This window comes from Micromonospora sp. WMMD975, assembly GCF_029581215.1.
Lineage (GTDB): Bacteria > Actinomycetota > Actinomycetes > Mycobacteriales > Micromonosporaceae > Micromonospora.
In genome coordinates this window covers 4,100,820-4,114,124 of the sequence record NZ_CP120739.1, presented here as the reverse complement: position 1 = coordinate 4,114,124, position 13,305 = coordinate 4,100,820, and the positions used below count along the sequence as shown (strand labels likewise).

Genomic DNA, 13,305 nt, shown 5'->3' with positions numbered 1-13,305 from the left:
CTTCCTATACCGGAGGCGTTAAGCGGGGGCCCCTCCTTACGCTCACATCAGGCGGCGGCGGAAGCGCCACATCACGGCGGCGTTGGCGACCAGCACCATGGCGCAGATCGCCCCGGCCAACCGCCCGGCAAGCACGGTCATCGCCGGCAGCGAGGCCCACAGCACGATTGTCAGCAGCATCATGTACCGGCCGCGGCGGCCCCGGACCCGGTTGTCCAACCGGGCGAAGAACCGCGGATCGCTCTCCCGTAGCTGGCGGGTGATCTGTGCGAACCTGCGCTGATCCTCTTGGCTGAGCATGGCGATGCCTTCCCCTCACGGCTTCAGCGGTTCGGCGGCATACCCGAATTCCCGCCCTCTCACGCCCCCCCGCCCCGCGCGGCATGCGCCCTCTTTCACGGAAAGAGTGGCCATTTGCGCGCGGACAGGCACTCTTTCCGTGAATGGCCGGGGAGGGGGAGTGCGGGGCGGAGGGGTAGGAGGGGCTTAGCGGCGTCTTAAGTTTGCCTGAGGGCTTGAACGTGGGTGGGATGGGCGATGCGGGGCTGAACCGCGCGTTCGGGCGGTCGGCGGGCAGGTTGGCCCTGCTCCGGGGGGTGCCGGCCGGAGTGTGGGCCCGGGATGGGCCGCCCCGGGGCCTGAGCACCGTCTTAAGTGCGCCCACGAGCCGGTCGGGGTCGCCTTGAGCTGCGGCGGAGGCGTGGCTACTTTCCCGTAACAACTCTCCGGCAACCGTCGCCGCCCCTCCCACCCAACCCCCGGGTGGCAGGCGTGCCGGCGCTCGAAGAAAACGGGATAGGTACATGGCCGACCTGAACGTGCCACCGCGTCGACCCCGGGACGACCGCGGCTGGGACGGATACCAGCACCCCCACCCGGACGGGTACCGCGACCTGCACCCTGCCGCGCCGTACGCCGGCGGTCACCCCGCCCCCGCGCCGCAGCCCGCCCCGGGTCCGCAGTGGGTCGGACCGAACGGCTTCGCCCAGCCCGCCGGCGGGTACGTGCCGGCGGCCGGCGGGCCCGGCTACACCCAGCCCGCGGGCGGGTACGTGCCGCCGGCCGGCCCGGGACTGCCCCACTTCGACGACGACGAGGACGACGCCCCGCGTCGCGGCCGGCGTCGTGCCCTCGCCACGCTCGGCGGTGCGGCGGTGGTCGCCGGTGGCGCGGCCCTGGCCCTGTCCCCGCAGCTTCGTGGCCTGTTCACCGACGGCGCGGCGGCCGGTGACGCCACCGGCACGGTGACCACCGACGGCACCCAGGCCCGGCCCAGCGGCCAGCAGCCCAGCACGGTGCGCACCTACACCGAGCAGAACGAGAGCTACATGGGCTCCCGGGCGGGCGCGGCGCTCAAGCGCAACGCCCCGACCGGCGGCCGGCTCTTCGGCGGCCCGGCGGCAGCCGCCGCGGCGACCGAGGTGACCGTGAAGACGGTGCTCGCGAAGGACCCGATCCGGCACCTCGCCAGCCGGGCCACGTTCGGCCCGACGCCGAAGGTGATCGCCGACATCAAGAAGCTCGGCATCGACGACTGGCTGCGTCAGCAGTTGGAGCCGGAGAAGATCGCCCCGACGAAGGGCGAGCTGAAGCTGTCCGAGCTGCCCTCGCTCAAGCTCAGCCCGACGCAGCTCCGCGACCAGCGGGACCAGCTCAACGAGCGCGGCGTCGACCCGGCGCGGGAGACGGTGGACGCCACCATCGCCCGGCAGATCTGGTCCGACCGCCAGCTCTTCGAGGTGATGGTCGACTTCTGGAACGACTTCCTGCACGTGGCGGCCGACTTCGACGGCGGCGAGGTCTACCGCAACGCGTTCGACCGGGACGTCATCCGCAAGCACGCGCTCGGCAGCTACCCGGACATGCTGGTCGCCGCGAACAAGCACCCGGCGCTGCTGCTCTATCTGAACCAGGTCGACTCGCGCAAGGACGCGATCAACGAGAACCTGGCCCGGGAGAACCTGGAGCTGTACTCGGTCGGCGTCGACGGCGGCTACACCGAGAAGGACGTGCGGCAGGCCGCCATGCTCCAGACCGGGCGCGGCGTCGCCGACGGCAAGTACATGTTCTTCGGCGACCGGCACTACGTGGGCAAGGTGAAGATCCTCGGGTTCACCCACGCCAACAACTCGAACGACCCGAAGGTCGCCGACAAGGTGATCGACTCCTACATCAGGTACATCGCGCTGCACCCGTCCACCGCGAAGTACGTGGCGCAGAACCTGGCCACCCGGTTCGTCTCCGACACCCCGCCGAAGTCGATCGTGGACCGGCTGGCCAAGGCGTACACCACGAACAAGGGCAACATCCGGCCGGTGCTGGCGACGCTGTTCAGCTCCTCGGAGTTCTGGGCCGCGGTCGGCCAGAAGGTGCGCCGCCCGATGGAGTACCTGGTGGCCACGTACCGGTCGCTCGGTGTCGGGCCGGACGCGACCGCCGGCTTCGAGGGCGACAAGCGGCGCACGCCGTTCGCCCAGGGCCTGCGGCAGATCCAGGACAAGCTGCGCGAGCTGGGCCACTACCCGATGGGCAAGCCCACCCCGGACGGCTACGCCGACGTCTACCTGGCGTGGACCTCGGCCGGCACCATGGTCGACGGCTGGAACGAAGCAGGCGACCTGCTCGGCGGCTGGCGCAAGCAGTTCACCTACGTCAAGCCGGAGAAGCTGGTGGCGAAGCCGCCGACGACCGCCGGGGCGTACGTGGACGCGCTGGCCCAGAAGCTCGTGCACCAGAAGCTCAGCGCCAAGGAGAAGAAGCTCGTGCTCGCCGTGGCCGGGGTGTCCGAGGGCGCCAAGGTCGACGCCACCTTCGACGGGGCCATCGCCGCGGTCGCGCGGACGATCCTCGCGTCCCCCCAGCACCACCTCCGGTGAGGCATTCGATGGAGATGACCGTGAACCCGTACCCCCTGCACCCCGAATGCCCCGACCTGCGGCGGCTGGCCGACCACCCGGCCGAAGCGCTGCTGCGCGCGGAGGCGGACATCGTCGCGGCCGAGAGCGCGGCCGAGACTGACCGGTACCGCCGGCTGGAGGAGGTCGAGGAGGCCCAGCAGGACGGCCGGGGCGTCACCCGGCGTACCTTCGTGGCCGGCGCCGCGGCCACCGCGACCGCGCTCGCCACCGCGCAGTTCGTCACCACCTCGGCGTCGTTCGCGGCGACCAAGACCGGCACCCTGATCCACGTCTTCCTCTACGGCGGGCTGGACGGGTTGAGCCTGGTCGCGCCGGCCAGCGACCCGGTGCTCGGCAAAGCCCGCCCGGACCTGCTGCTCGGCAACGATTCGCTGGCCCTGGACCGTGGGTTCAAGCTGACGAGCGCGTTCGCCCCGCTGGAGAAGTGGCTCAAGGCCGGGCAGCTCGGCTTCGTGCCGGCGGTGTCCGACCCGCGGCTGTCCCGCAGCCACTTCCAGGCCGCCGACGCCTGCAACCTGGGCGGCCTGCCCGGCGAGACCGGCGGCCGGGGCTGGCTGGACAGCCTGGTCGACGCGCTCGGCAAGGGCACCGCGTTCCGCAGCGTCGGCATCGGCAGCACGCTGCCCCGGTCGCTCGTCGGCGTGAACGGCGCGCTCGCCCTCAACAGCGTCGGCGAGCTGCGGCTCAACGGCGCCGACAAGTACCGCGCGGCCACCGAGAAGGCCATCCGCGGCCTGTTCACCGGGATCAACCACCCGGTGGAGGACGCGGTCATCGAGGGCATGGGCGCGCTCGCCACCGCGCAGAAGCTCGCCGCGAAGCCGTACGCCGCCGCGGCCGGCGTCAAGTACGAGGGCGTCGGCAACGCGTTCAAGCAGCTCGCCCAGCTCATCAAGGGCGGGGCGAACGTGCGGGTGGCGACCGTCGGCATGGGCGGCTACGACACCCACGAAAACCAGGGCACCGCCCAGGGCGGCCAGCTCTGGCGGCGGCTCAACGAGCTGGCCAACGCCATGGCGGCGTTCTTCACCGACCTGGGCGACCAGGCGTCCGACGTGACGATCATGGTGTCCAGCGAGTTCGGCCGGCGGGTCGCCTCGAACAGCGGCGGCACCGACCACGGGCACGGCGGTGTGGTCACCGTGCTGTCCGGGCGCAAGCTCACCGGCTCGCTGCTCGGCACCTGGAACGGGTTGGACAAGTTGGACAGCGGCGACGTGCCGGAGTACAACAACATGTTCAACGTCTACGGATCGGTGGCCCAGGGCCGCTTCGGCCTCACCGCCGCCCAGGTGGACAAGGTCTTCCCCCGGCAGAAGTTCACCCCGATCAAGATGTACGCGTGACATACCAGGACACCCACGCCGCCGGCCGTCGTACCGGGCATCCCGCCCCGTACGGCGGCCGTCCGGCTGCTCCCGTACCACCGGGCCGGCCGCGCCGCGGACCCGGCGGCCGGCGGGTCCTGACGGCGGCCTTCTGGCTCGGCCTGGTCGCCGCCGTGCTGCCGTGGTGGCTGGACACCCCGGCCGGCTCGCTCGCCGACACCGCCGACCTGCTCACCGCCGGCGGCCGGATCACCGGCCTGATCGCCGGCTACCTGCTGCTGGTGCAGGTGCTGGCGATGAGCCGGCTCGGCGTGCTGGAACGCACGCTCGGCGGCGAGCGGATCTCCCGACTGCACCGGGACGTCGGCGCGACGCTGCTGGTGGCGGTGCTCACCCACATGTCCCTGCTGGTGGTGGGCTACGCCCGGCAGGAACGCAACTCCGTGTTCGGCGAGGTCGGCGCGCTGCTGACCGACTACGAGGACATGCTCTCCGCGTTCGCGGCAGCAGGCGTCCTGGTGCTCGTCGGGTTCACCGCGGTCCGCGGCGTGCGCCGCCGGCTGCCCTACGAACTCTGGTACGTCCTGCACCTGACCAGCTATCTCGCGCTGCTGCTCGGCTACGCGCACCAGTTCAGCAACGGCGCCCAGCTCTACGAGCCCGGCCCGGTGCGCCTCGGCTGGATCGGCGCGTACCTGCTGGTGGTGGCCGCGCTGCTGTGGGGCCGGGTGATCGCGCCGCTTGCGTTCAACCTGCGGCACCGGCTGCGGGTGGCGGACGTGGTGGCGGAGAGCCCGGACACCATCTCGATCTACCTGACCGGGCACCGGCTCAACCAGATCGACCTGCTCGGCGGCCAGTACTTCCGCTGGCGTTTCCTCAACCCCGGCTGCTGGATGGAGTCGCACCCGTTCTCGGTCTCCGCGGCGGCCAACGGCCGGTGGCTGCGGCTCACCGTGAAGGTCGTCGGCAAGCACACCGCCGAGCTGCGGGACCTCACCCCGGGCACCCGGGCCTGGGCCGAGGGCCCGTTCGGCACGGTCACCGCCGCGCACCGCACCCGCGAGCGGGCCCTGCTCATCGCCGGTGGCAGCGGCATCGCGCCGTTGCGGGCGATGCTTGAGGAACTGCCGCCGGGCGCGGCGCTCATCTACCGCGCACGCCAGCCCGCCGACGTGCTGCTGCACCGGGAGCTGGACTGGCTCGCCCAGGCCCGGCAGACCTCGGTCTGGTACGTCATCGGCCGCCGCGACGACCCAGGGCCGCGCCAGGTGATGAACCCGGAGGGGCTGCGCCGGCTGGTCCCGGACCTGACCCGCCGCGACGTCTACCTGTGCGGGCCGAGCGGCCTGGTCGACGAGTCCGTCAGGGTGTTGCGGGCGGCGGGCGTGCCCCGCCGCCAGATCCACCTCACCGCGTTCGAGCTGTAGGAAGGCATCCACCATGCGTCGCGCGCTCCTCGCGATCACCGGACTGGCCGCCGGCACCACCGCGCTGGTGGTGCTCAAGGGCGGCCCGGGCGCCGGGCCGGCCACCGCCGGTGACGTGCCGGCCGCGCTTGCCCCGGCCACCCCGGGCGGTACGCCCGCGCCCGGCGGCGCCACCGCCGTGCCCAGCGTCTCCGCGTCGCCCGGCTCGTCGACGAAGCCGTCCGCGAAGCCGAGCGCCACCCCCTCGGCCGAACGGAAGCCGGCCAGCCGAGGCGGCACCCGGACCAGCACCGCGCCGGCCGCGCCGAAAACCACCACCAAGGCCCCGAAGCCCACCACGCGCACGGTCACCGGGTCGTCGGTCAGCTACGAGTACGGCTCGCTCCAGGTCCGGATCACGCTCAGCGGCAGCCGGATCGTCGACGCCACCGCGACGGGCATGCCGCTCGGCGGGCAGTCCGGTCAGCGCAGCGACGACGTGCAGGCCCGCTACAGCGGCAGCTCCGGCGAGGTGGTGGCCAAGCAGAGCGCCAACCTGAGCACCGTCTCCGGCGCCACCTACACCAGCACCGCCTACAAGCAGTCGCTCCAGGCCGCGATCGACAAGGCGTGACGGTTTGACCGCCGCCGCCGCCGCCGCTGCTGCCGACGCCGCTGCCGACGGCGGCGGTGGCGCTGCCGCTGCCCGGCCCGGCCTGCGCCGGGTCGAGCACATCATGGGTACGGCGATCAGCCTCGACCTGGCCGACGACCTGCCCGCCGCCACCCTGCGCGAGCTGGCCGCGCACACGTTCGACTGGATGAGCGAGGTCGACGCGCGGTTCAGCACCTACCGGGACGACAGCGAGGTGTGCCGGCTGGACCGGGGCGAGCTGCCGCTGGCCGAGGCGTCCGCCGACCTGCGGGCCGTGCTGGAACGCTGCGCCGACCTGTGGACGGCCACCGACGGCTACTTCGACGCGTACGCGACCGGCCGGCTGGACCCGTCCGGTTACGTGAAGGGCTGGGCGGCGCAGGTCGCCTCGGACCGGCTGGTGGCAGCCGGTGCCCCGAACCACTGCGTGAACGCCGGCGGCGACGTCCGGGTACGCGGCCACTCGGCCGCCGGTGCGCCCTGGCGGATCGGCGTGCGCCATCCCTGGGAGCCGGCGGCCACCTGCCTGGTGCTGACCGGCACCGACCTCGCGGTCGCCACCTCCGGGGTGTACGAGCGCGGGCACCACGTGCTCGACCCGCGCCGGGGTACGCCCGCGGTCGGCCTGCGTTCGGTCACCGTGGTCGGTCCCGACCTGGGCGAGGCGGACGCGTACGCGACGGCCGCCGTCGCGATGGGCGCCCCCACCGGCCTCACCTACCTGGACGGCTTGCCCGCCCCGTGGCAGCACGCCGCGATCACGGACGACTCCCGCCTCCACCACTCCCGCACCCTCCCCGTAACCCCGTAACCCCTCACCCACCCACCCCACCCTTCCCGGCGGTGATCAAGGAGTTTGTGTCGGGTGTGGTCGGTATGGGTGACGCAAACTCCTTGATCAGCGGGGCGGGGCGGGAGCGGGGTGCAGTCAGCGGAGGGGGCGGTGGAGGATGGCGGGGCGGGGGCCTGGCGGGCGGGAGCCGCCTGGGGGGCGGGCGCCCCGGGGGCGGGTGAAGCCCCAGGGGTGCGGGCGGCGGCGGTGCCGTGGTGGTTCGGTGCCGCCGGTGTGGCGGGCCGCGTCGTCCTTGGACATCCTCAAACCCCCGCTCTGGCGCGTACGCGCCTCGCCAGACACAACGAGGCCGGTGCCGGGGAGGTCGCTGTCGGGCAACCGTCTCCGGCGGCGACCGGCCGCGAGCCGGCGACCGGCCGCGAGCCGGCGACCGGCCGCGAGCCGGCGACCGGCTGCGGGTCAGTGACCGGCCGCGAGCCGGCGACCGGCGTGGGTCAGCGACCGCGCCGGGGCAGTGGCAGGTGGCCGGGGAGCAGTTCCGGAGTGAGCGTGACCCCGGCCGCCCGCAACGCCTCGATCAGCGCGTTCTGCACCAGGTAGGAGTCGGGGAGCTGCCAGCGGGCCTGCTCCGGGGCGACCGCCCAGCGCACCGTCCCCTCCGGCAGCCGGGTCGGCGGGGCCGGGATCCACGACCCGGTGCCGTGCCGCACCACGTGGAAGCAGTGCTCCAGCTCCGGCCGCAGCGGGTCGCCGGGGCGGACCAGGAACATCCACCTCCCGGTCGGGGTGACAAGCACCGGCCCGCGTACGCCGAAGCCCGCCGGGTGGGTGGCGACCGTCGCCAGCACCCGCCGGCCCAGGTGGGCGGCGACCTCCAGCACGTCGAACGCGCGTCCGGTGGGCAGCAGCACCCCGTGCGGACGGTTGCGCCACCAGGTGGCCACCCGGGCCGGGTCGGCGCTCGCCCCGTGGTCCCAGTCCTCAAGCGCCGGATGGCAGCCGACGGTGGGACAGCCGGCCCGGCCGCAGACGAAGCGGCGGTTGGCCAGGCAGGCGCCGGGCGTGACCGGCCAGCCGTGCAGCGCGTACCGGACGGCGACCCGGCGCAGTCGCACCCGCTCCAGCGGTGTCAGGTGAGCGACGCGCGGTCGGACGTTCCCCCACATGTGTGCCATCCCCTCTCGTCCCACCGAACCGTCCACCGCCACATCGTCGAGAACCGCAATACGTCGAAAACCGTCACTGCCGTAACCCACGGTCGTTGAGTTGGCGAACGGCTGGTGCAACTTGCACGAAAACTATGAGGACTGGCCGGACGGCTGACGTACAACCTGTGCGACCAGGGAAAACCTGGTGGACATCGGGTTGGCTGCCGGCGCCGACCGGGGGAGGAAGCACGGATGGACGAACTACCCATAGGCCGGCGCGTGGCCTACTGGCGGAGCCGCCGCAAGATGTCCCAGCAGGTCTTCGCGGACCGGCTCGGCAAGTCGAAGAGTTGGGTGGACAAGGTGGAGCGCGGCGTCCGCCGGCTGGACAAGTTCTCCGTGCTCTACGAGATCGCCGACATCCTCCGGATCGACGTGCAACTGCTGCACGGCAAGGACCCGGAGCGGCGCACCGACGCGCTCAACTGCATCGACCAGGTCGAGGTGGAGGAGATCCGCGCCGCCCTGGAGCGCTACGACTCGTTGAGCGCCTACTTCGACGCGGCGCCCTTCCCGCCGCCGCTCGCCGACATGCGCAAGGCGGTCAACCACGCCTGGCTCACCTACCAGTACGGCCGCTACGGCATGCTCACCCGGGCGCTGCCCAAGCTGCTGCGTGACGCGCAGGCCGCCGACGCCGTGTACGGCGGTGACGACCAGGGCCGCGAGGCCGCGCACCTGCTCGCGCAGGTCTACCAGATCGCCTCCTCGGTGCTGCGCAAGCTGGGCGAGTGCAACCTGGCCTGGCTGGCCGCCGACCGCTCGATGGCGGTGGCCCAGCGGGCCGACGACCCCCTGCTCGCCGGCATCGCCACCACCCGGGTCTGCAACGCCCTGGTCGCGATGGGCCGCCCCCGCCCGGCGCTGGAACTCAACGTGCGGATCGCCGACCGGCTCGCGTCCGGCGGCGACCAGGCCGACGATCCCAAGCGCCTCTCGGTCTACGGCATGCTGCTGCTCCAGGGCGCGATGGCCGCCGCCCGGATCGGTGACTCGGCGACCGTGGACGACCTGCTCAGCGGCGCCGCGGAGGCGGCCGTCCTGGTCGGCGGCGACCACAACCACTACTGGACGTCGTTCGGCCCGACCAACCTGGAGCTGCACCGGGCCGCCGCGGCGGTCGAGCTGGGTGACGGCGGGCGGGCGGTGGAGACGCACCAGCAGCTCAACGAGCACGCGTTCAACGCGCTGCTGCCCGAGCGGCGCGCGCACCACCTGCTCGACCTGGCCCGGGGGTACGCCCAGATCGGTGACGTCGCCAGCGCCGGCGACATGCTGTTGCAGGGCGACCGGCTCGCGCCCTCGGAGATCCGCTGCCGGCCCATCGCCCACGAGTTGATGTCGGACGTGCTGCGTCGCACACGGGGTGCGCCCCCTCTGCCGATCGCGGAGTTGGCTGAGCACATGGGAGTCGGAGTATGAGCGCGGGTCGGGTCCGATGAGCGGTCCGTACACCAGCAACGGGCACCGCGGGGTGCTCTACGTCATCGCCTGCGGTTCGCCGCTGGCCCGTCACGTCGGCCGGCTGGTCGACCTCGCCCAGTCGGACGGCTGGATGGTCTGCGTGGTCACCACGCCGGACGGCGCGAAGTTCGTCGACCGTACGGCGTTGGCCCGGCAGACCGGCAACCCGGTCCGTACGCACTACAAGAACCCGGGTGACCTGGACGTGCTGCCCCCGGCGGACGCCATGCTGGTCTGCCCGGCGACGGTCAACACGGTCAACAAGTGGGCGGCCGGCATCACCGACACCCTCGCGCTCGGATTGCTGGTCGAGGCGCAGGGGCTCGGGGTGCCGATCGCGGCCGTCCCGTTCACGAACTCGGCGATGGCCGCGCACCCGGCGTTCCGGGCCAGCCTGGCCCGGCTCGCCGAGTGGGGCGTCCGGGTGGTCTTCGGCGACGACGTCGTACGCCTGCATCCGCCCGGGACCGGCGAGCGGCACCTGGACGCCTTCCCCTGGGCGGCCGGCCTGGACGCCCTGCGCGAAGCGGTCGCGCCCGTCGCGCCGGTCGCCTGAGGTGTAAGCCGGGGCCCCTTGTTAACGCATTCGGTTGTGCCGGGGCCCCCGCTTAACCGCCGTGGACGTGCCGACCGCCGGACGCCGGTAAGCTGGCCGGCCGTGAGCACAACCGGATCGCCGCCCACGGTCGCCGACGTGGTGGCCGCCCTGGACCGCCGCTATCCGCCCGCCTGGGCCGAGGAATGGGACCGGGTCGGTCTGGTGCTGGGCGAGCCCGACCGCCCGGTGCGGCGGGTCGCCTGCGTGATCGACGTGGTCCCGGAGACGGTGGAGGAGGCGCTCGCCGCCGGCGCCGACCTGATCGTCGCGCACCACCCGCTGCTGCTGCGTGGCGTCTCCTCGGTGGCCGCCACCACGTACAAGGGGCGGATCGTGCACCGGCTGATCAAGGCGGACGTCGCGCTGTACGTGGCGCACACGAACGCCGACGTGGCCGCCCCAGGCGTGTCCGACGCGCTGGCCGCCCGGTTCGGGCTGACCGGGCTGCGCCCACTGCACCCACCCCGCCCCGCCTCACCCGCCGACGGGCCGGGCCAGGACACCGCCGACGGGTCGGGTCGGGGCATCGGCCGGATCGGCGAGCTGCCCACGCCGATGACCCTGGCCGAGTTGACCCGGCTGGCCGCCGCCGTGCTCCCCGTCACCGCCTGGGGTGTTCGCGCCGCGGGGGATCCCGGGCGTATGGTTCGTACCCTCGCCGTCAGCGGCGGCTCGGGGGACGGCTTCCTCGCCGAGGCGGCTGCGGCCGGGGTGGACGCGTTCCTCACCTCGGACCTGCGCCACCACCCGGCCGGCGAACACCTCGCCGCCGGCGGCCCGGCCCTGCTGGACGCCGCCCACTGGGCGACCGAACGGCCGTGGCTGGACGACCTGGCCGCCCACCTGGCCGACGAGCTGGGCGTCGAGACCGTGGTGTCCGACCTGGACACCGACCCGTGGACCGTGCACGCCGCCGCGCCCCGACCGGACGACAAGGAGCCCCGACCGTGAAGGCTGACCCGAAGGTGCAGCGTCGCCTGCTCGACCTGCAGGCCATCGACACCACGCTGGCCCAGCTCGCGCACCGCCGCCGGAGCCTGCCGGAACGGGCCGAGCTGGAGGCGCTCGCGCGCGAGCTGTCGGCGCTGGAGGACGAGCGGGTCCGCGCTCAGGTGGCCGTCGACGACCTGGACCGGGACATCGCCCGGCTGGAGAAGGACGTCGACCAGGTGCGGGCACGCAAGAGCAAGGACGAGGCCCGGCTCGCCTCGGGCAGCGGCCCGGCCCGGGAGCTGGAGGCGCTCCAGCACGAGCTGGTCTCGCTCAACCGCCGGCAGAGCGACCTGGAGGACGCCGAGCTGGAGCTGATGGAGCAGCGGGAGACCGCGCAGGGCGTACTCGACGGCATCGAGGGACGGATCGCCGAGGCCCGGGAGCGCCGGACGGCGGCCGAGCAGCGCCGCGACGACGCGCTCGCCGAGATCGCCAAGGAGGAGGAGTTCAAACGGACCTCCCGCCAGCCGCTCGCCGGTGACCTGCCGGCGGACCTGGTCACCCTCTACGACAAGATCCGCGAGGACACCGGGCTGGGCGCCGCGCTGCTCACCGCCGGTCGCTGCGGCGGCTGCCGGCTGGAGCTCTCCGGCGCCGACCTGGCCCGGATCCGCAAGGCGGACCCGGACGACGTGGTCCGCTGCGAGGAATGCCGGCGGATCATGGTCCGGACCAACGAGTCGGGACTGTAGCCGTCGTGGCGGTGCGCGCGGTCGTGATCGAGGCCGACGGCGGCTCCCGGGGCAATCCGGGCCCGGCCGGCTACGGCGCGGTGGTCCGGGACCCGGAGACCGGTGAGGTGCTCGCCGAACGCTCGGCGGGGATCGGTACGGCCACCAACAACGTGGCGGAGTACCGCGGCCTGATCGCCGGGCTGGAGGCCGCCGCCGAGCTGGGCGCGGCCGAGGTCGAGGCGCGGATGGACTCCAAGCTGGTGGTCGAGCAGATGTGCGGCCGGTGGCAGATCAAGCACCCCGGGCTGCGCCCGCTCGCTGCCCAGGCCGCCGGGCTGGTCGGCCGGTTCGCCGCGGTCCGCTTCACCTGGATCCCCCGGGAACGCAACCGGCACGCCGACGCCCTGGCGAACGCCGCCATGGACGCCGCCGCGGCCGGCGCCGCCGCGCCGACCGGAACCGCGCGGACCGGGACCGCGACTCTCGGTGGCGCGCCGACCGCCGGGACCGCGCCGACCGGGACCGCCACCGTCGGGACTGCGCCGAGCGGCCAGCAGGCGGCCGTCGCGAAGGCCACCGGCACCGACCCGGCCACCACCCCCGCCTCCTGGGAGCCGCGCCCGACCGAGGAGGGCACCCGGCTGATCCTGGTGCGGCACGGCGAGACCGAGCGCACCGTGCAGAAGCGCTACTCCGGCCGGGGCGACGTGCCGCTCACCGAGCGGGGCCGGGCCCAGGCCGAGGCCACCGCCGCCCGGGTGGCCGAGCTGGCGCCGTCCGTCGCGGCCGTGGTCAGCTCGCCGCTGTGCCGGTGTACGGCGACCGCGGAAGCCGTCGCCGCGCGGGTCGGCAACCCGCCGGTACGCACCGACGACGACCTGATCGAGTGTGACTTCGGCGTCTGGGAGGGGCACACCTTCGCCGAGGTACGCGAGGGCTGGGCGGGCGAGTTGGACGCCTGGCTCGCCTCCACCCGGGTTTCGCCGCCGGAGGGCGAGTCGTTCACGGCGGTCGCCGAACGCACCGGCCGGGCGGTGGACCGGCTGCGGTCGGCGTACCCGGGGGAGACTGTCGTGGTCGTCTCGCACGTCTCGCCGATCAAGCTGGTGTTGCGCGACGCGCTCGCCGCCGGCGACGCGTTCCTGCACCGGCTCTACCTGGACACCGCGGGCGTCTCGGTGCTCGACCTGTATCCGGACGGCGGCGTCGCGGTCCGCTCGGTCAACGACACCTCCCACCTCGGCGATCTCTGACGGTACGCCGCC

The 13,305-nt window shown here is 73.5% G+C and carries 12 protein-coding genes; 10 read left to right on the top strand and 2 right to left on the bottom strand.

Going from position 1 to position 13,305, the window contains the following annotated elements:
• Positions 1–42: 42 nt before the first annotated feature.
• Positions 43–300 (bottom strand): DUF3040 domain-containing protein, encoded by a 258-nt coding sequence (locus tag O7613_RS17785; RefSeq protein ID WP_281587291.1) that lies wholly within the window; start codon positions 298–300, stop codon positions 43–45.
• 503 nt (positions 301–803) lie between these two features.
• On the opposite strand from O7613_RS17785, the gene O7613_RS17780 reads away from it, so the two are divergent.
• The 5 genes from O7613_RS17780 to O7613_RS17760 all read left to right on the top strand — a co-directional run bounded on the left by O7613_RS17780 (position 804) and on the right by O7613_RS17760 (position 7,121).
• The gene (locus tag O7613_RS17780; protein ID WP_281587292.1) at positions 804–2,876 is read left to right on the top strand and encodes a DUF1800 domain-containing protein; all 2,073 of its coding nucleotides are present in this window, start codon (positions 804–806) and stop codon (positions 2,874–2,876) included.
• A 14-nt stretch (positions 2,877–2,890) separates the two neighbouring features.
• Positions 2,891–4,264, top strand: a complete 1,374-nt coding sequence (locus O7613_RS17775) for a DUF1501 domain-containing protein (protein ID WP_281590154.1) — start codon at positions 2,891–2,893, stop codon at positions 4,262–4,264.
• Positions 4,261–5,676, top strand: coding sequence for a ferredoxin reductase family protein (locus O7613_RS17770; protein WP_282289349.1), 1,416 nt, complete (start codon positions 4,261–4,263; stop codon positions 5,674–5,676). The genes O7613_RS17775 and O7613_RS17770 overlap by 4 nt, the downstream gene beginning before the upstream one ends.
• Positions 5,677–5,689: 13 nt before the next feature.
• On the top strand, positions 5,690–6,289 hold the full coding sequence (locus tag O7613_RS17765; RefSeq protein ID WP_282289348.1) for an FMN-binding protein: 600 nt from the start codon (positions 5,690–5,692) through the stop codon (positions 6,287–6,289).
• A gap of 103 nt (positions 6,290–6,392) precedes the next feature.
• Positions 6,393–7,121 (top strand): FAD:protein FMN transferase, encoded by a 729-nt coding sequence (locus tag O7613_RS17760; protein WP_282294563.1) that lies wholly within the window; start codon positions 6,393–6,395, stop codon positions 7,119–7,121.
• A gap of 476 nt (positions 7,122–7,597) precedes the next feature.
• On the opposite strand, the gene O7613_RS17755 is transcribed toward O7613_RS17760, so the two are convergent.
• On the bottom strand, positions 7,598–8,278 hold the full coding sequence (locus O7613_RS17755; RefSeq protein WP_281587295.1) for a bifunctional DNA primase/polymerase: 681 nt from the start codon (positions 8,276–8,278) through the stop codon (positions 7,598–7,600).
• A 225-nt stretch (positions 8,279–8,503) separates the two neighbouring features.
• Here O7613_RS17755 and O7613_RS17750 point away from each other — a divergent pair, with 225 nt between their 5' ends.
• From O7613_RS17750 to O7613_RS17730, 5 genes are all read left to right on the top strand, one after another.
• On the top strand, positions 8,504–9,733 hold the full coding sequence (locus O7613_RS17750; protein WP_281587296.1) for a helix-turn-helix domain-containing protein: 1,230 nt from the start codon (positions 8,504–8,506) through the stop codon (positions 9,731–9,733).
• A gap of 16 nt (positions 9,734–9,749) precedes the next feature.
• Positions 9,750–10,331 carry a flavoprotein gene (locus tag O7613_RS17745; protein WP_282289347.1) on the top strand — a complete coding sequence of 194 codons (582 nt, stop codon included), beginning with the start codon at positions 9,750–9,752 and terminating at the stop codon, positions 10,329–10,331.
• Between the two features lie 102 nt (positions 10,332–10,433).
• The gene (locus tag O7613_RS17740) at positions 10,434–11,324 is read left to right on the top strand and encodes a Nif3-like dinuclear metal center hexameric protein (RefSeq protein WP_282289346.1); all 891 of its coding nucleotides are present in this window, start codon (positions 10,434–10,436) and stop codon (positions 11,322–11,324) included.
• Entirely contained in the window at positions 11,321–12,058 is a 738-nt protein-coding gene (locus tag O7613_RS17735) for a C4-type zinc ribbon domain-containing protein (RefSeq protein ID WP_281587299.1), read from the top strand. Before O7613_RS17740 ends, O7613_RS17735 begins: the two co-directional genes overlap by 4 nt.
• A gap of 5 nt (positions 12,059–12,063) precedes the next feature.
• Positions 12,064–13,293: a bifunctional RNase H/acid phosphatase gene (locus O7613_RS17730; protein WP_282289345.1), complete on the top strand. Its 1,230-nt coding sequence runs from the start codon at positions 12,064–12,066 to the stop codon at positions 13,291–13,293.
• The last annotated feature ends 12 nt before the right edge of the window (positions 13,294–13,305 follow it).

Bases quoted from the DNA above. Each gene is read 5' to 3' on its own strand.
- O7613_RS17785 (WP_281587291.1), bottom strand. From the start codon at position 300: ATGCTCAGCCAAGAGGATCAGCGCAGGTTCGCACAGATCACCCGCCAG.
- O7613_RS17780 (WP_281587292.1), top strand. From the start codon at position 804: ATGGCCGACCTGAACGTGCCACCGCGTCGACCCCGGGACGACCGCGGC.
- O7613_RS17775 (WP_281590154.1), top strand. From the start codon at position 2,891: ATGACCGTGAACCCGTACCCCCTGCACCCCGAATGCCCCGACCTGCGG.
- O7613_RS17765 (WP_282289348.1), top strand. From the start codon at position 5,690: ATGCGTCGCGCGCTCCTCGCGATCACCGGACTGGCCGCCGGCACCACC.
- O7613_RS17760 (WP_282294563.1), top strand. From the start codon at position 6,393: ATGGGTACGGCGATCAGCCTCGACCTGGCCGACGACCTGCCCGCCGCC.
- O7613_RS17755 (WP_281587295.1), bottom strand. From the start codon at position 8,278: ATGGCACACATGTGGGGGAACGTCCGACCGCGCGTCGCTCACCTGACA.
- O7613_RS17750 (WP_281587296.1), top strand. From the start codon at position 8,504: ATGGACGAACTACCCATAGGCCGGCGCGTGGCCTACTGGCGGAGCCGC.
- O7613_RS17745 (WP_282289347.1), top strand. From the start codon at position 9,750: ATGAGCGGTCCGTACACCAGCAACGGGCACCGCGGGGTGCTCTACGTC.